Annotated in this window: 19 protein-coding genes, 1 rRNA gene and 1 riboswitch; of the genes, 3 read left to right on the forward strand and 17 right to left on the reverse strand. The window is 41.1% G+C overall.

The window, feature by feature from the left end:
* From rnmV to BW961_RS25420, 4 genes are all read right to left on the reverse strand, one after another.
* A complete protein-coding gene (rnmV, locus tag BW961_RS25405; RefSeq protein ID WP_068592364.1) occupies nucleotides 1–543 on the reverse strand; it encodes a ribonuclease M5 in 543 nt (180 codons plus the stop codon).
* A 123-nt stretch (nucleotides 544–666) separates the two neighbouring features.
* On the reverse strand, nucleotides 667–1,836 hold the full coding sequence (locus BW961_RS25410; RefSeq protein WP_068592366.1) for a resuscitation-promoting factor: 1,170 nt from the start codon (nucleotides 1,834–1,836) through the stop codon (nucleotides 667–669).
* Between the two features lie 276 nt (nucleotides 1,837–2,112).
* A riboswitch (cyclic di-AMP (ydaO/yuaA leader) is annotated at nucleotides 2,113–2,327 on the reverse strand.
* 201 nt (nucleotides 2,328–2,528) lie between these two features.
* The gene (locus BW961_RS25415; RefSeq protein WP_170878611.1) at nucleotides 2,529–3,299 is read right to left on the reverse strand and encodes a TatD family hydrolase; all 771 of its coding nucleotides are present in this window, start codon (nucleotides 3,297–3,299) and stop codon (nucleotides 2,529–2,531) included.
* A gap of 42 nt (nucleotides 3,300–3,341) precedes the next feature.
* The gene (locus BW961_RS25420) at nucleotides 3,342–4,628 is read right to left on the reverse strand and encodes an HD domain-containing protein (RefSeq protein ID WP_068592368.1); all 1,287 of its coding nucleotides are present in this window, start codon (nucleotides 4,626–4,628) and stop codon (nucleotides 3,342–3,344) included.
* A gap of 294 nt (nucleotides 4,629–4,922) precedes the next feature.
* Here BW961_RS25420 and BW961_RS25425 point away from each other — a divergent pair, with 294 nt between their 5' ends.
* Nucleotides 4,923–5,177, forward strand: coding sequence for an AbrB/MazE/SpoVT family DNA-binding domain-containing protein (locus BW961_RS25425; protein ID WP_068592370.1), 255 nt, complete (start codon nucleotides 4,923–4,925; stop codon nucleotides 5,175–5,177).
* Between the two features lie 170 nt (nucleotides 5,178–5,347).
* Here BW961_RS25425 and rsmI read toward each other — a convergent pair whose 3' ends face one another.
* The 10 genes from rsmI to BW961_RS25475 all read right to left on the reverse strand — a co-directional run bounded on the left by rsmI (nucleotide 5,348) and on the right by BW961_RS25475 (nucleotide 13,839).
* Complete coding sequence (gene rsmI, locus BW961_RS25430) at nucleotides 5,348–6,226, reverse strand: 16S rRNA (cytidine(1402)-2'-O)-methyltransferase (RefSeq protein WP_068592372.1); 879 nt, start codon at nucleotides 6,224–6,226, stop codon at nucleotides 5,348–5,350.
* A gap of 13 nt (nucleotides 6,227–6,239) precedes the next feature.
* Nucleotides 6,240–7,007: a tRNA1(Val) (adenine(37)-N6)-methyltransferase gene (locus tag BW961_RS25435; protein ID WP_139331749.1), complete on the reverse strand. Its 768-nt coding sequence runs from the start codon at nucleotides 7,005–7,007 to the stop codon at nucleotides 6,240–6,242.
* 120 nt (nucleotides 7,008–7,127) lie between these two features.
* Nucleotides 7,128–7,487 (reverse strand): DNA replication initiation control protein YabA, encoded by a 360-nt coding sequence (gene yabA, locus BW961_RS25440; RefSeq protein ID WP_068592374.1) that lies wholly within the window; start codon nucleotides 7,485–7,487, stop codon nucleotides 7,128–7,130.
* 30 nt (nucleotides 7,488–7,517) lie between these two features.
* On the reverse strand, nucleotides 7,518–8,318 hold the full coding sequence (locus BW961_RS25445) for a PSP1 domain-containing protein (protein WP_068592376.1): 801 nt from the start codon (nucleotides 8,316–8,318) through the stop codon (nucleotides 7,518–7,520).
* Nucleotides 8,319–8,379: 61 nt separating this feature from the next.
* A complete protein-coding gene (gene holB / locus BW961_RS25450) occupies nucleotides 8,380–9,354 on the reverse strand; it encodes a DNA polymerase III subunit delta' (RefSeq protein WP_068592378.1) in 975 nt (324 codons plus the stop codon).
* A 134-nt stretch (nucleotides 9,355–9,488) separates the two neighbouring features.
* A complete protein-coding gene (locus BW961_RS25455) occupies nucleotides 9,489–9,932 on the reverse strand; it encodes a YaaR family protein (protein WP_068592380.1) in 444 nt (147 codons plus the stop codon).
* 74 nt (nucleotides 9,933–10,006) lie between these two features.
* On the reverse strand, nucleotides 10,007–10,336 hold the full coding sequence (locus tag BW961_RS25460; RefSeq protein ID WP_068592382.1) for a cyclic-di-AMP receptor: 330 nt from the start codon (nucleotides 10,334–10,336) through the stop codon (nucleotides 10,007–10,009).
* 147 nt (nucleotides 10,337–10,483) lie between these two features.
* Nucleotides 10,484–11,152: a dTMP kinase gene (gene tmk, locus BW961_RS25465; protein ID WP_068592384.1), complete on the reverse strand. Its 669-nt coding sequence runs from the start codon at nucleotides 11,150–11,152 to the stop codon at nucleotides 10,484–10,486.
* On the reverse strand, nucleotides 11,149–12,720 hold the full coding sequence (locus tag BW961_RS25470) for an aminotransferase class I/II-fold pyridoxal phosphate-dependent enzyme (RefSeq protein ID WP_068592405.1): 1,572 nt from the start codon (nucleotides 12,718–12,720) through the stop codon (nucleotides 11,149–11,151). Before BW961_RS25470 ends, tmk begins: the two co-directional genes overlap by 4 nt.
* 489 nt (nucleotides 12,721–13,209) lie before the next feature.
* Nucleotides 13,210–13,839, reverse strand: coding sequence for an NAD(P)-dependent oxidoreductase (locus BW961_RS25475; RefSeq protein WP_068592386.1), 630 nt, complete (start codon nucleotides 13,837–13,839; stop codon nucleotides 13,210–13,212).
* A gap of 196 nt (nucleotides 13,840–14,035) precedes the next feature.
* Between BW961_RS25475 and BW961_RS25480 the strand changes: the two genes are divergently transcribed.
* On the forward strand, nucleotides 14,036–14,500 hold the full coding sequence (locus BW961_RS25480; RefSeq protein WP_068592388.1) for an Rrf2 family transcriptional regulator: 465 nt from the start codon (nucleotides 14,036–14,038) through the stop codon (nucleotides 14,498–14,500).
* Between the two features lie 44 nt (nucleotides 14,501–14,544).
* On the opposite strand, the gene BW961_RS25485 is transcribed toward BW961_RS25480, so the two are convergent.
* Nucleotides 14,545–14,730 carry a sigma factor G inhibitor Gin gene (locus tag BW961_RS25485; RefSeq protein ID WP_068592390.1) on the reverse strand — a complete coding sequence of 62 codons (186 nt, stop codon included), beginning with the start codon at nucleotides 14,728–14,730 and terminating at the stop codon, nucleotides 14,545–14,547.
* Between the two features lie 211 nt (nucleotides 14,731–14,941).
* Here BW961_RS25485 and BW961_RS25490 point away from each other — a divergent pair, with 211 nt between their 5' ends.
* Nucleotides 14,942–15,466 (forward strand): hypothetical protein, encoded by a 525-nt coding sequence (locus BW961_RS25490; RefSeq protein ID WP_068592391.1) that lies wholly within the window; start codon nucleotides 14,942–14,944, stop codon nucleotides 15,464–15,466.
* A 133-nt stretch (nucleotides 15,467–15,599) separates the two neighbouring features.
* On the opposite strand, the gene BW961_RS25495 is transcribed toward BW961_RS25490, so the two are convergent.
* Entirely contained in the window at nucleotides 15,600–16,022 is a 423-nt protein-coding gene (locus tag BW961_RS25495) for a hypothetical protein (protein ID WP_068592393.1), read from the reverse strand.
* 421 nt (nucleotides 16,023–16,443) lie between these two features.
* Nucleotides 16,444–16,543 (reverse strand): 5S ribosomal RNA (gene rrf, locus BW961_RS25500); the annotation flags it as partial.

The following is a 16,543-nucleotide window of genomic DNA, read 5'->3' on the forward strand; positions in this document are numbered from 1 at the left end:
TTATCCTCCCTCTTCAATTTGGGCGAGGGCACTTACGAATTCATCCCGCGTAATTTGAAATATTGCGAGACGCTTCAGAAACTGCTTGCCATTACAATACCCAATACCAAGAATGTTACCCATAGCCATACGGCGAGCGGCTGCATCAGGGTGAACCATAAGCCCAGCGTCTACAAGGTCTTCCATTTCGATAAGGCTCTCTACACCTTCGTAGGAGGTGTGGACGCGATCTAATGCATGACGAATCGCTTCAGGCGAAGCATTCTCCACACCAATGTCACCTTTACGCGTCGCATCGGCTTCCGGAATGAAGGCATGCTTACACCCTGGAACACGTGAAGCGATAATTTTGCGAATGCGTTCTCCAGCATGATCTGGATCGGTAAATATAATGACGCCTCTTCGCTCTTGTGCTAATGCAATCCGCTGGATGATACGCGCATTAATTGCAGAGCCACCCGTTTCGATTGTATCCGCATCTACAGCCCTCTTGATAGCAGTCGTATCATCGCGGCCTTCCACGACAATAATTTCTTTGATCATGACTAGTTCTTCCCTTCAAATCCATTATAACAACAGCAAAAAGAAGAGGATAAATCCCCTTCTTTAGCATGACTTCCATATGACCCTAATAGTATAGCATTACATCACTGTTGTAAAACCGATTTAGTTCAATTGAGGCTTAGTCGGTCCTATGACATATACTGTTTTCCCGGACTTACGTCCAAAATTACGTGCATTCTGTAAGGACTCGTAATATACATCGATCTTATTCCCCTTAATGGCACCACCCGTATCTTCTGCACGGCGGAATCCAATGCCTTCAATGTACACCCACCAACCTATAGGGATAATATTGCGGTCAACAGCAATCGTACGACCCTCTGTTACGCGTGTACCTGAAGCTGTCCGTGTACCTATTCCTGCTTCTTCTGATGAATAAGCGGTCATAGACACGTTCTTAAGGACCTTCTTATATGTGAAGTCGACGCCAGCCTTACTCGCTCTGTTATTAGTTTGACTAACTAGCTTAACAGAGTTCTTCTTGCTCGTGTCTTTTTTGCTTGCGTCTGAGGATGCTAAAATGACCGGTTTCTTCGCTTCTACTTTCGTCCCAACCAGAACAACCTTATCCTGTCTGCTACTCTGCACTTCCGTGCCAACCATCTTCATCGATACAAACTTTCCATCTTGATATATTTTCTCGATATGATGAACGATTGTACCATGCTGTCCATTCTGTGCCACTTTAACATTACCTTTGAGTAGCGTTGGATCTGAAGTCTTAATGACCTGGAACGGAACTGTCTCACTACGATCTACAATCTGTTTTTTGATCCGTACAATCTTGATCTCTAATTGATCTGAGACCTTACTCGTTAATTCAGGAAACACTTTATCATGTTCATTAAGCGTTACACCTAATTCTTGAATAACGGCCTTTACAGACCCTTTCGTTGTAAGCTGCGATTTGGATTGTCCATCAACAACGACATTAACCTGAACTGCACGCTCTATAAGGACCTTATCTCCGTCTTTAATTGAGCTGTTCAGCGCCATGGAAACCTTATCTTCTGGTCTCAACACAATCGCTTGTTCATCCAACATATCCCGTAACATGGCATGATGAGTTTCAATGGCTTTTACTTGACCATCCACGACCACATACACTTGTTTACGACCTTGAATACTGATTAACAAAAGAACCAAAAGGGTAATCGCTATTAAGACAATAGCTGCAACAGAGATATTACGTAAATTTTCATACTTCCAACGCGTTGCGTAAGTCATGCTGGATGATGATGAATCATGGGTTTCTTCTTTCAAAATGCCCACTTTCCGATCCTCCTTCATAGCCTCGCCGTCTATGTAACCATATATGCAATCTGCGATTGACGTGACTATTATAAATTTTTTTTACAGGATACTTAGAAGCACGAGTATCCTGCATCATGTACCAGTCTGCTCGTCATGTTTGTCACCCCCTGTTAAACAAGAGTATGATGACAACATTGTCTTTATTCAAAAAACAAAAGAAGCCATAAGAAAGAGTTAGAGGAACTCTTTCGTGGCTTCCCGATATCTGAATAAACGGAAATGCATGCACGAGGTTGCCTCTCTTCATAACGCTTACGAGGTTAGCTGTCGGGTTCGGACGAAAGAGAGTCGCCCTATCTTAGGTCAGCCGCTCATGGCGGATGCCTTTAAATTCACCCCAAAGACCCAATAAAAGAAATCAAATACGACATATGCTGAAAACTTCATCAGTTCCATTTCGTATTGGTTCCCCCGTTCTCCAACATTCGAAGATTCAGCGAGACTGGTTCAAGAAAATAATAAGCTATCAAAATCCGATCAGCTCATATCACTGAAAAGATGATATCGCGTTTCTATGCATGTTGTAAAGCATGAATCAACCACATAATTCTGAATAAATGGTTAAATATTTGTAATATCCTCGCTTTTGGTCACCGTCAGACATGTATTGGTCGCTCATACTTGATTTTACACCACATTTACTCTTGTTTTTATAATATCCCAAATAAATCCAGTGCATTTCGGGTCGTTATTCGGGCTATTTCTTCGATATCAACACCTTTAATCTGGGCTGCAGCCTCTGCCACCAACCTAACATGAGCAGACTCATTTCGCTTTCCTCGATATGGATGTGGTGTTAGATAAGGCGAGTCTGTTTCGATCAATAATCGGTCCATTGGCACCTGAGCAAGTACCTCTTTAGGTTGCTTCGCATTTTTGAATGTAATCGGACCTCCAAATGATAAATGGAACCCCATATCAAGACACATTTTAGCAGTTTCCCAACTACCTGAGTAAGAGTGCATAATACCACCAACCTCATGTGCCTTTTCTTCTCGTAAAATTCTAACCACATCTTCATGTGCATCCCGATTATGAATTACGATTGGCATCTTAATCTCACGGGCAAGTCCGATTTGCTGGCGGAACACTTTGTGTTGAACATCTTTAGGAGATGTATCCCAATAATAATCCAACCCAATCTCACCAATAGCAACAACTTTCTCATGTTGGCATAGGGATGCGATCCATTCCAGATCTCCCTCTTTCATCGTAATCGCATCTTGTGGATGCCAACCAACTGCCGCATAGATGAAATCGTATTTCTCAGCCAAAGCCATGGTCGTTGGGATCGTCTCCCGATTAAAACCGACATTTACCATTTTACTTACGCCACCTTCGACGCAACGTGCAATAACCTCTTCACGGTCTTCGTCGAATTGTTGTGCATCGAGATGCGTATGTGTGTCGAACAACATCATGATATAACCCCCTTCTTGTCAGTAAAAACATTAAAACCTATGTCAATAATCCTTGAAAATATGGGTAATAGAAGGAGAAAACTTCGATAATGCTATATTAAGTTTCTCTTCCGGGAAATAAAGGTGAACTTTCCCTCGATGTAGACCACTAATAGAACGTACAATATCTGACACTTCAGATATTTCTTGTAGTCTTTCTTGTCGGTCTAACAATAAAATTTGTTTCTGACTAACCTCATCCCCTGGATGAAATATATCGTAAGGAAGATCGCTTGGGAAATCAACAACCAGATCATAATCTGGATCCAAACCTGCTTGAATAAATGCTTCGCGGATCTCATCAATCCTATCCATATCCTGCGGTTCTAATTCTACATATTTATACAGTCTCCGATGCATGAATCGCTCGCAAAGCTGACTAAGTATAGGGTCATTCTCTGTGGTCCACTGCATAAATGCAGTCTGAAGGAGAGCCTCATCCAATTTCAGATACTGCTCAACGTTTAATTGATCCTTGAATAAACTAATGATTGGCTTCACCATGAACTCGAATTGAAACCCATTATGATACAATTCCTTAGCCCGTTTAAAGATAAGTCGTAACACCATTTCTGAACTTCTTGTCACAGGATGAAAATACACTTGCCAGTACATTTGGTATCTTGACATAAGATAATCTTCAACAGCATGCATTCCCGATTCTTTCACCACAATTCGCCCATGATGGGGTCTTAGCATCCGAATGATACGATCGATGTCGATGGTACCGTAATTTACACCTGTATAGTATGCGTCTCGGAGCAAGTAATCCATCCTATCCGCGTCAAGTGGGCTAGATACGAGATTAACAACAATGGGTTTATCATAAGTTTTTGCAATGACAGAAGCAACCTTTGCTGGCAATTCAGGATCCACCTCACATAGAATGTTATGTATTTCGGTGTCTCCCAGAATAATTCGGCAAGTCCAGTCTTCATGATTCATGTCAAAAGCTTCTTCTATAGAATGAGAGAACGGTCCATGTCCTAGATCATGCAGCAATGCAGCACAAAGTGTCAGTAACTTCTCTTCCTTAGGCCAATCAGCATACTGATTTCTTTCAAACAACGAAATGATCTGCCTTGTAATCTCATAAACTCCTAATGAGTGTGAGAAACGACTATGTTCAGCACCATGAAAAGTGAAATAAGATGTCCCTAACTGACGAATACGACGTAGCCGTTGAAATTCAGCTGTATTGATCAATCGCCAAATCGTCGTATCCTGTACATGGATATAATTATGAACTGGATCTTTAAAAACCTTTTCTTCATTAAGGGGGCGCATCATATCATTTTACACTCCTTTATCATTTCGTTTACACAATACGATAGAACCGTGTCGAATAATGTCATATTGAGTCATATTTTTTCTTTATAAAACGACATTTCTTGCAATTGTTCCTATCACTAATTTTATATACAACGTCGTATATTACAACACTTTTCCATAATAATACCTATATTTTATATGATTTATAGGTTGACTAATTTGGGAAAGGTTGGTATTATAAATATCACTAAAGAAAGAATTATGTCGAATCGTGGCATTTTAATTGGATATTCGAGAGGAGCAACAATAAACATGATGAAATCAACAGGTATTGTAAGAAAAGTAGATGAACTAGGACGGGTTGTTATTCCAATCGAATTGCGTCGTACGCTAGGCATCGGAGAGAAAGATGCTCTAGAAATCTACGTTGATGGCGAACGCATTATACTTAAGAAATATGAACCAGCTTGTATCTTCTGTGGCAACGCAGAGAACGTTATCTATTTCAAGGGTAAAATTGTTTGTAACGAATGTATCTCAGAAATTCCAACACCAGTAACTATTTAATCAAGAAGAAATGTATCGAGTGAAACTTATACTTTCTTATATTGTGAAATAGGTTATAATAGAAATAATAAATTTATTAATTCAAACCTTTTTAATATCTCCTTGACGCCTTCTCAAGCTTGTTACAAAGCTGAGAAGGCATTTTTTTGCCTTTTTACATACACAACGCATTAAATCAAGGAATTATAAATATCTCGTTTGGAAACGCCACGATCGGTTGCTGTTCTTTTCATCGCATCTTTACGTGTTTCTCCCTCTTTCTCATAATGTGAAACATGCTCTTCTAAAGATAAGTCCTGCCACCATGCATCCTTCTGAGCCTGTTCTTCTTCCTTACTTGCCCCTTCTACAACAACGACATATTCTCCGATAGGTGCATGTTCAGCTAACCACGTCAAACATTCTTCAACGCTACCACGTACCATTTCTTCATATCTCTTCGTTATTTCACGTGCAAGTACAACTTGCCGATTGCCCAGAGTTTCTAACATGTAACTTAACGTTTTGATAATCCGATGTGGTGACTCATAGAACAATAAAGTCCCTTGTGAATACTGCAAAGAGGATAGGACGTTCTGAATATCTTTTCGGTCACGAGGTAGGAATCCTGCAAAGGTAAACCGTTCCGTCGATAAGCCTGACACGATTAACGCCGAAAGGGCCGCATTAGCACCAGGAATGGGTATCACCGCAATGCCTGCGGCTATGGCTAATTTCACAAGGTCTGATCCGGGGTCTGAAATGGCTGGTAAACCAGCATCACTAACAAGTGCTAAATTTTTTCCTTCTATTATATATCGAATTAATTCTGGCCCACTTGCGACCTTGTTGTGCTCGTGATAACTAAATAACAATTGAGGTGTTATTTCAAAATGAGTTAATAATTTTCGCGTCTGACGTGTATCTTCAGCGGCAATAATGTCACATTCCTTCAATGTTCTTACTGCACGGAAGGTGATATCCTCTAAATTACCTATGGGTGTACCCACAAGATACAATGAACCGCTTGTTGTTTCTCCTTGAAAGCTACTTTGCTTTTGAATACTCATACTGCACCCTCTTTTAATTTCTTTTTTCTTTGGAGCCATAATAAATATCTAATAATTCTTGGCAGTAGTCGTTCTGCTCATTATATACAATCAGTGGAGGTAGAATTCTTACCTCTGGCTTCCCATCACGTAACGCCTCGATCAATACCATATTAGCTTCCGAACCTGCACGCGAATGTACAAATCTAATTCGTTTGGGCTCTAGACGATTCTCTCGCATCAACGTCATCAATTCACCTAAGCGTTGAGGTTTATGCACCATATTCACTTTCCCACCCGTACGAACTAGACGTGAGCAGGCTTGTAGTACTTCTTCAAGCGTACAATGGATTTCATGACGAGCTATCGCTTGATGTTCGTTGAGCTTAATATCACTGCCATTCATCGGCATATAGGGAGGGTTGACCGTAATCGCATCATATACACCATGTCCCGTTTCCTTATAAAGCTCACGCAAATCTCCTTCTCGAATAACAACGGAGTCCTCTAGCCCATTAAGTGCTACACTACGGCGTGCCATATCAGCAAGCCTTGGTTGGATTTCGATACCTTCAATAGAAGCTTTCGTACGAGATGTTAATAACAACGGAATAACCCCATTGCCTGTACATAAATCCAATACACGCCCTTTGGTTGTGGTTGGGATACTTGCGAACCGTGCTAATAATACCGCATCCATCGAGAAACTAAATACCTCATCGCTCTGAATGATCCGAAGATCATGTGTTAATAAATCATCCACTCGTTCTGACTCTTTAAGCATTATATTATCTATATTCATATACCCAATCCTTACACGATTTATTATTCAATCTAATATAAGAAGTAGCTTATCTAATGCAACTTATACTTTCTTATATTTCAAAAAACCGTAGGCAATTTCTCCTACGGCTTGTTTTTGCTATTTATTCAGAAAAGACAGACAGAATAGACAGTCACCTTCGGTTCGTAAATGCCCATAATAGACATTACAAATATGGAAGCCTTCATGATATAACCTTGCAAGGTTATCATATCCCTCTCCAACAACATCTTCTAGAACTTCATGAGGATGATGTGGTATTGAAGATGCGACTCTTTCTTCCATGAGTTGAGCTTCTCTTTTTAATATAATACGAAGTCGCTCATTTTCTAAGATAAGTCGATTATTCTCTTCAAGGAGTTCCTTAACGAGTAACTTCAACTCACCTAAATCACTGTGCATATGTTCCATTTGTTCTTCCATTTCCTGCATGCGTAGAAATACATTTTTCTTTTCCATGTTTCCACCCCGAACAGTAACCTCATTGGTCTACTTGATGACAACGTCATCCATTGGAAGTTCCTTAACTTTGCCTAATTCGAACAATTGTACATGAACACTACGGCTACCAGCATTGATTCCTACGACTTTGCCATCTCCTAAAGCAGTTACAACCATTTTGCCAATGGCAGGCAGTTCTTCTCTTACACTTTCGTAGTTATCATGCTCAAACTTAAGGCAACACATGAGTCTTCCGCACAATCCGGAAATTTTGGTTGGATTCAACGATAATCGTTGATCCTTCGCCATCTTAATAGATACCGGTTCGAAATCACCTAGCCAAGACGAGCAACATAGAATTCGTCCACACGGACCAATCCCACCCAACATTTTGGCTTCATCGCGAACACCAATCTGTCTTAGCTCAATTCTTGTTCTAAAGATACTCGCAAGGTCTTTGACAAGTTCTCGGAAATCCACTCTTCCTTCAGCCGTAAAATAAAAAATGATTTTGTTTCGGTCAAACGTAAATTCTACGTCCACAAGCTTCATTTTGAGTTCGTGGTCCCGAATTTTATTTAAACAGGTAGCAAACGCATCTTTTGCTGCCAGTTGATTCTCTTCCACAATACTAGCGTCGGAATCACTCGCGATACGAATAACTTTCTTCAGTGGTAAGACCACATCCGATTCTTGCACCTCTTTTTTTCCAACGACGACTTTTCCGTATTCGATCCCACGCGCTGTTTCAACGATAACGCTATGATCCTTCATAATAGGGAAGTCCAATGGATCGAAATAATAGATCTTACCGGCCTTTTTAAACCGGACACCCACTACACTGTACAAAAGCTAACCCCCTACCATCACATCTTCGTGTTCCCTATAAATCTATGGGGTCAATCCATCCTCAATCTTCTAACCCCATCAAAAATTGTTCCAGACAGAGTTGTCCATTCACATTATAACGTAACTTCTTCTTCGCTTCTGCGGCCAGATCCATATAGGAGATCCACTGCGCATCACTTCTTGAAGAAGCCTGTGATGTCAAATACTCTAGCTGATCTATAAAAACGATACTTTCGTGCCTTTCGTATTGAACATGCAGCATATCTTTAAACCACAAATGAAACAGGTTAAAGAGGATATCTAGGTGTTCAGAGAGTCCCGCTTTGAATAGCTTCGTCCCCGCAGTAATAAGAGACGTGCTCCCTCTACCCATAGACTCCTTCCCTAATTGTAACACTACGTTTCTAATTTCTGCAAACCAATTCTGCTCAAGTAGTTCCCTACATCCTTCCAATCCAGAAGATAAATGGACCGCGCAACGAACTAATGGCGAAGGATACCCTTCATTAATGAGAAGTTGAAGCATCATCGTAGGACTTAACGGATGAAATGATACACGCTGCGATCTTGATTGAATCGTAGGGAGGAGTGCTTGTACATTCTCTGCAATCAGAATAGCTACTGCAGGAATTGGCGGTTCTTCAAGAAATCTTAGTAAACTATTAGACGCCTGATTGGTCATCGTATCCGCATGATCAATAATATATACTTTCGGATTGTTCGATTCCGATCGATAGGAAAAGACCCGCTGTAATCCACGGATCTGGTCAATTTTGATGGATGCCCCGTCAGGATTGATCAGAATTAGATCAGGATGATTACCGTGCTCGACTTTGCGGCACTCTAAACATTTGCCACAAGCGTCATCCTTCATTTCAGTACAGAATAGCGCTTGTGCAAAAGTGAGTGCCGTCTTCATCTGACCACTGCCCGAAGGGCCATCAAATAAATACGCATGGTTCACGCTATCTTTGCGTAGTCCACTCCGAAGAATTTTCTTGGCTTCATCCTGCCCTAGAATATCATTAAAAGACATAAATCCTCTTTTCCTGGGTAAATTACTCATAGGATGTCATCTATATAGATTGAACTAAAGACGAACCCCAATATTCATGATCCTCTTTAGAATGATTGAACTTGTGTTCGCAAACTTTAGCTCAATCTATCTATTTAAAAACTTAAGTTGATTAGCATACCTCGAATTTCACCCATTTGTTGCAGAAGGTCTATTTTACCCTCTTCACTTTCTAATAATTCATCAGCCATGGCTAATAACGCAGAATCCAGCTCATCAATCAATTTGTAACGTTTACCACGCCCACGTCGATCCCAGCCTCTTGTTTCCTTCATGCTTACACCACGACGAACCGTGTCTTCAAGGAATCGCTTAATCATCGTGCGATACGCTTTCAATTCACGAATCGTCATGGAGCGTGCAAGACGATCTCCCTGCATTTGGATTTCTTTAAGGCGTCGACCTAATTCTTCTTGTGAAGCGATCTGACTCTGTTGTTGAATCACATCAGAGAATGATTTCTGTAGAAGTGGTTTTGCGCCACTGTCCACGTTTGGCAATTCACTTTTGATGGGTCTATAACCCGGGTTTATTTTCAAAGGATATCTCCCCATTCATGATCGCCTTTGTTAGCTTCAGCTAAAATAGGATCTAACAAATGAATCTTTCTTGTTTAGAAATGTTCAAACCGCTCCACTGGCATTACAAACACCGTAGCTCCGCCGACTTGAACTTCTACCGGAAGAGGCAGATAAGAATCTGTTGTACCACTCATTGGTGTAATTGGCGTGACCAATTGCTCACGAACCTTACAACTTTTATTGATAACAGTCATGACAGCTTCAACCTGATCATCATCAATACCAATCATAAATGTCGTATTTCCTGCGCGTAAGAATCCTCCTGTACTCGCAAGTTTTGTTGCTCGGAAGTTCGCTTTTACAAGTTCTCCTGACAAACGGTTACTATCTTTGTCTTGCACGATCGCAATGATTAATTTCATCTTGCATTCCCCCTCATTTTAAATAGCTTCCTAATGTGGACTGATAATTTGTGAACCAACCAACTTGATTTCAAAAGGTCGATTGAATTACCCTATCTCATCCTTGAACCATTTGATGTGAATGCGAAACATAATTGATGTCATTACTTACTTACTCTTATTTGACAAGGAGGCGCCAAAATCCTTTAATATACCCTTTTCCAACTCACAAACAATATCATTCATCACCTGAGATGGACTCTGATCTGCATTAATGATAACGACACGCTCAGGGTTCTCCGCGGCAATCATGTGGTAACCTTCACGAACCTTATGATGGAAATCGATGTTCTCCATGTCTAATCGGTTCACTTCTCGATCCAAACTAGCAGCAATTCGAGATAATCCTACTTCAGGTTCAATATCTAAATAGAATGTTACATCTGGCATTAGAGAATCAATGGCGAATTGATTAATACTCCACACTTCGTCCATTCCTAATCCTCTAGCGTATCCTTGGTAAGCAAGACTACTATCAACAAAACGATCACAAAGAACTAGAGTTCCTGCATCGAGGGCGGGTCTCACCTTCTCTACCAAATGCTGACGACGAGCAGCTGCATACAATAATGCTTCTGTTCTAGCATCCATTTCAGTATGCTTTGTATCCAGAATCACTTCACGGATTTTCTCAGCTATGGTAATACCCCCGGGTTCCCGGGTAAGCATGTAGGGGATAGAATGCCGATCGAAGTAAGCACTTATTCGACTAAGAGTCGTTGTTTTGCCCGATCCTTCTCCGCCCTCGAATGTAATGAATTTACCTTTGGTAATCATAAGTTTTCCTGCTTTCTGTCCTTCTTAAAGACCTTAATGCTATGCAATTCGGGATCTGCAGCGGCATGACACTTCGCTCCCGCTTCTGATAGAGCAAGAAGACGTTCTTGCGTATCATTAGAGATACTCTCGCCCATATATAACAACGGTATACCTGGTGGATAAGGAATAATCATTTCCGCCGCTACCCTTCCTGCACACTCTACTAAGGGAATCGATTCGACATCTTCCGTCGCTACTGGACTCAAGTTAAAGGGAACGGGTGTCGAAACCGATGCCTCCATAATGTTCCACGTGGAAAATTCGACAGCATTCTTCGTAATTGGAATATTCGCTGAACTCAAATCGATATCTTCCCCTGCAATAGATATATGCGCAAGGGCATGTAAGAGGTGATTAGTGTCCTCCATCGTGGACCCTAAGCTAAAGAGTAAGACGACATACTGTACGTCGCTCATCTCTGGGATGCAGCCGTGCGCTTCAAGCTGGCGCTGTAGCTCGTATCCGCTCAGGGCCCCTGTGTCGTCATATATGACGGCTTTGAAGGGGTCTTGCGTCGTATAAGCAGCTATAGCCGTGCTTGGCTGCGCGGTGTCGCCCGCAGAAGTGAAGCCTGCGGACGTGCCCTCGGGCTGCGGCGGCGCCAGCAGCCCGAAGCGCGGGAGCTCCGCGAGCCCGAGCTTGAAGGCATCCACGGCGGAAAGACCCGCCGTGAAGGTAGCCGCACCGCCTGTGTGCAGCTGGCGGCGGGCTAGATCGAGCGAAGCCATCATCGGATACGATGGGCTTGAGCTCTGGACCATCGCTAGCCGCTGGCGCAGCAGCGCGCGGTCGAGCCGTGAACCCTGCACGTGTAGCATAGCGCCCATCGTGAGTGCAGACAACATCTTGTGCGTCGACTGTACGACGCCATCTGCCCCACAAGCTAGCGCGCTTGTTGGTAACTCAGGATGGTGACCATAATGCGCGCCATGTGCCTCATCTACTAATAGCGGCACACCATATCTATGACATGCTACTGCCAGAGGGGTAAGATCTGTACCCATGCCATAATAATTTGGCATCGTAACTAGCACACCCCTAGCATTAGGATACACTTCTAGCGCCGCATCAATCTGTGCTGCTGTAGGTGCAGTCGAGAGTCCACTAAATGAATGAATCTGCGGCTGTAAGAACACAGCCCGTGCACCTGCTAACATAAGACCATGCAATACCGATTTATGTACATTACGCTGAACAAGTAGTATATCCCCCGGGGTGGTACATACCGTTAGGATCAAAGCTAGATTCCCAACGGTGCTACCTCCGACAAGAAAGAAACTTTCTTCTGCTCCGAAACAATTAGCCGCAAGTTGCTGTGCCTCAAGGATCACTCCCTCAGGATGATGAAGATCATCGGTTCCTGAAATCTCAGTAACATCAATCTCCATCATCTCAGATAATATTCCCGCACCCCCTTGGGAAACGTAAGCTTGGCCATTCTTATGCCCTGGAACATGAAAAGAAATCCGATTCTGCTCTCTGTAGTCAAGTAACGCCTCATATAACGGAACTCGAGCTTTATTCATATCGCCTTGTTCTTGAGAATCCCTCTTAACCTCTTCCGTTACTGAGTCCTGCGATAAGGTTCTCATTGGTTGTTCACCTAAGGTTTGTCCACTATCTATTCGTTTCTTAGACATGTAACTTCTCACCTTCTAATTCTATATAACCTCTCATGATCGTGTATCGCATGCAAAGTTTTCTGTTTTCATTGTATAGGCTTGAATCAGATGATTCCTTCCCATGTATTATCTCTTATCTCTCTCTATTTTATCGTAATTTACGTGTAACGCCTAACTTTAGTAATCATATTTTAATGAAGTATAACTACAATATTACTATAATGTCATAATACCCATGTTCAAGACAAAAAAACCCAAAGTACACATAGGTACCCTAGGAATTTCAGCTTTAACTATAACTATCTATTTTGAGAATGTCAGACCACTTATTGATGTACCAAGTCTAACTCGCCTATCAAAAATATTGTTCAACCTTATAATATAACGTTTACGTTATACGGACGCTACTGTGAACCGTTCTTTTCGGTGCTTAGGCTGTTCAATCTCATCCAATACAGCTACAGCATAATCCTCCATACTGATGTAACTTCTACCTTCCTTGTTCACAAGTAAGTGATCTTTGCCAGCTTGATATAATCCCGTTCTTTCACCAGGTTCGATCTCTGCCGAAGGACTAATAAATGTCCAATCACAATGCTTCTCGGCCAAGTATAACTTGAGTGCTTCACCCTGATTTGTTGCTGTTGGCAAATAGATATCAGGAAACCCTGGTGTATCTAATACACGTGTACCTTGATCATCTACATATAAGCTCCCTGCACCTCCGACCACTAATAGTCGAGTATTTGGTGCTTGTAGTGCTAACTCAATCAATTTCTTATTTGCCTCTATATGCAGATGTTCTTCCCCTGGTTTCGTACCATAAGCACTTACAACAACATCAAAGACTTCTAACTCAGTCGTTAATTCAAAAACATCCTTTTCAATAACATCCAATTCACCTAAATCTTCAACCTTCTTGGAATCTCGTACAATAGCTGTTGTTTTATGACCCCGACGTAATGCTTCTCGTACGACACGACTTCCAATACGTCCACTTGCTCCAATGACTGCAATTTTCAACAGAAACATCTCCTTTAAAAAAAATATTAGATCCTGTAACTATTATAGTTACAGGTATGTTGTATGTCAATTCCTCTTGCCCCTTGGAATTTCTATTGGACCCCGCTATGCTATACTGTAATAGATCTTTAGCTTCTCTAAGATTCACACTACTTTTGTTTTGTGATTACCCATTTTGTTTGTGGAGGAATGAATAATGGCCATCAGCAGCCGCTTCTCTGTCGCTGTTCACATATTATCTTTATTAGAAATATCTAAAACCGAACGGTTAACCTCTGAATTCATCGCTAGTAGTGTAAATACAAATTCAGTCGTAGTCCGCCGTATTATGGGCATGCTGAATAAGGCCGGCATCATCAATACATCTCCTGGTGTAGCTCGAGCAATGATTTCCCGTCCTATTGCACAAATCAGCCTATTAGATGTCTATCTGGCTGTTGAAATTGATCACCAAGACCATTTATTCTCGATTCATGACAAAGCTAATCCCAATTGTCTCGTTGGCAAGAATATTCAACATACACTGGAGCAACGGTTCACCCAAGCACAACGTGCTATGGAGAATGAACTTGCGAGCGTGACATTAGAACAGATTGTTACTGATCTTCTAGTACAAGACTCTTCCATTCCTTCTACTATGACAACTATAAACAAAGGGTAGCTTATATTATAAGCTACCCTTTGTTTAAGAAAAAGAAATGTGAACTACACATTTACCTGCAGACTTATTCGCTTCATTTGATGAATAAAATAATGATACTTCGCTTCTTCCGCATCTGTTTGCACCATTTCTGATTCGCAACCCTCGCAGATAAATTGAGATAATATACTTATCCCTTCCTCTTTACCCTGCCCGCAAATAATACAGACGTGTTCCGTATGATCTTCCATCATCCATCCCACCTTGTCCTTTTTCCTATCAGTATGTTACAGTTTCTACTATTTTAAACCTTTTCATAGATCTTTCATATAGATTTTATTCCTTTTGATATATGTATTCAGTCACATCTTTCTTGGTGTCTGTACCTTAAATATCTTTATAAATACTCTAGTAGAACCGATATATGTTATAGAAGACCTCAAAGGAGGAAAGTTATATCATATGACAGATAAAATGGATAATAGCGCTACTTTTTATCAATACAAACTTATTAAAAAGGTGCCATTACACAAAAGAATGAATTCGTTCTATTTAATGCTCCCATGTCTCGCAGTTATATTAGAGATGATATTGATTTCTTGGACGAGCATCTTTTATTTCGTATTAGCTGCTCCCCTTGTACTATGGATACACTATGTTATTTCACGATCAACCCTCTTAATTGCAGGTTTTCATTACCGCAAACGCTGGGCATTCTCTATGACACTTCCTTGGTTAGGTTATATGCCTAATCAACATATTACCTATCGATTATTTCTCAAAATAAATTCATATACCATATGGATCGGGCTTTGTTTATTCCTTGTCCTTATGTTTTGGTCACCGTTATCCTTTACTATTGCTCTACTCATCTGGCATCTATGGCTGATGTTACCTCGGTTATATGCCATTTCAAGACTTTCTAGTATGCGAAAAGACGGCATGATCAAATTTAACAGTGATGATATCTCCTACTATAAACAATGAACTAATAAGATCATTCGAATAATATTCGATAAACAGTTAGAAACTGGTTTACCCTTTTTAAGATATCATTCGTTTGCATAATACTATCTTTTAATAGAAGAAGACCTACTTCCTATTGGAAAAAGGTCTTTTTTTATTTATTTTCTAAGCTTCTTATGACTGATTTATCTGTAGGTTTGGGTACCATAATCACAAAAAAATCATCTTCTACTGTGACCTGTACCACTTTTTTATCTTTTTTAAACACTCGAACTGCATCACGTTGTTCTTGCCCGTCTTCATCCTCTTCCCATCCCCATTCTAGAATGGTTTCCAAGTAAACTTCAGGAAAAGCATCCTTCTCCTTGAGTCCAGGTAGAAAATAACGAACAACATTAATTTCTGAATTGTTGGCAGGACGATCCTTCTTATTACCTTCCTTTGGTACCGGAAAACTCTTTTCATTCGCCGCACCTTCGAAGGAAGTCCATGAAGGATTCGCATTTCCACATCCGACTAGAACGATCATTATACTACACAACAGAACGAGAGCACGCAGCCATGTTATTCCACGCATGAATGTCCTCCTTACTTCATTTCGCTACTTACACGAATGTATCGTTTTTCTGCTCTATAGACACTATCACATATGATTCTCAGGTTGGGTAATTCTATTTACACTTTATTATTATACTTGCAAGACTATAACCTTCGGTAACAAAACTGTTACACTCTATTTATGCACCGCACAAATGAATAAAGAAATTCTAAGTTCTATCATTCTATCTGTTTAATAACTACGAGTCATCACTGTACCCATTCTGTGAGTCCTTGTACAAGCCTGAAGCCTTGTGTGCGCTATTCCTACACCCGTAAAAGCATCCACAACCGAATATGTAGTTTATGCCTTATGCCTATCCATTTTCTATCTCACAACAAAAACATAAAACAAAAAAAAGAACCACTGTTGATCGAACTCAACGGTAGTTCTTGTGTGTGCTTGGCGACGTCCTACTCTCCCAGGACCCTGCGGTCCAAGTACCATCGGCGCTGGAGGGCTTAACGGTCGTGTTCGGGATGGGTACGTGTGGAACCCCT

This window comes from Paenibacillus macquariensis (assembly GCF_900156375.1).
Taxonomy (GTDB): Bacteria; Bacillota; Bacilli; order Paenibacillales; family Paenibacillaceae; genus Paenibacillus_AQ; species Paenibacillus_AQ macquariensis.

Coding starts and splice junctions, on each gene's coding strand:
- BW961_RS25460 (WP_068592382.1), bottom strand. CDS start 10,336: ATGAAATTAATCATTGCGATCGTGCAAGACAAAGATAGTAACCGTTTG.
- BW961_RS25415 (WP_170878611.1), bottom strand. CDS start 3,299: ATGATGTTGTTCGACACACATACGCATCTCGATGCACAACAATTCGAC.
- BW961_RS25420 (WP_068592368.1), bottom strand. CDS start 4,628: ATGATGCGCCCCCTTAATGAAGAAAAGGTTTTTAAAGATCCAGTTCAT.
- rnmV (WP_068592364.1), bottom strand. CDS start 543: ATGATCAAAGAAATTATTGTCGTGGAAGGCCGCGATGATACGACTGCT.
- rsmI (WP_068592372.1), bottom strand. CDS start 6,226: ATGAGTATTCAAAAGCAAAGTAGCTTTCAAGGAGAAACAACAAGCGGT.
- BW961_RS25435 (WP_139331749.1), bottom strand. CDS start 7,007: ATGAATATAGATAATATAATGCTTAAAGAGTCAGAACGAGTGGATGAT.
- tmk (WP_068592384.1), bottom strand. CDS start 11,152: ATGATTACCAAAGGTAAATTCATTACATTCGAGGGCGGAGAAGGATCG.
- BW961_RS25470 (WP_068592405.1), bottom strand. CDS start 12,720: ATGAATAAAGCTCGAGTTCCGTTATATGAGGCGTTACTTGACTACAGA.
- BW961_RS25480 (WP_068592388.1), top strand. CDS start 14,036: ATGGCCATCAGCAGCCGCTTCTCTGTCGCTGTTCACATATTATCTTTA.
- BW961_RS25490 (WP_068592391.1), top strand. CDS start 14,942: ATGACAGATAAAATGGATAATAGCGCTACTTTTTATCAATACAAACTT.
- yabA (WP_068592374.1), bottom strand. CDS start 7,487: ATGGAAAAGAAAAATGTATTTCTACGCATGCAGGAAATGGAAGAACAA.
- BW961_RS25495 (WP_068592393.1), bottom strand. CDS start 16,022: ATGCGTGGAATAACATGGCTGCGTGCTCTCGTTCTGTTGTGTAGTATA.
- holB (WP_068592378.1), bottom strand. CDS start 9,354: ATGTCTTTTAATGATATTCTAGGGCAGGATGAAGCCAAGAAAATTCTT.
- BW961_RS25425 (WP_068592370.1), top strand. CDS start 4,923: ATGATGAAATCAACAGGTATTGTAAGAAAAGTAGATGAACTAGGACGG.
- BW961_RS25485 (WP_068592390.1), bottom strand. CDS start 14,730: ATGGAAGATCATACGGAACACGTCTGTATTATTTGCGGGCAGGGTAAA.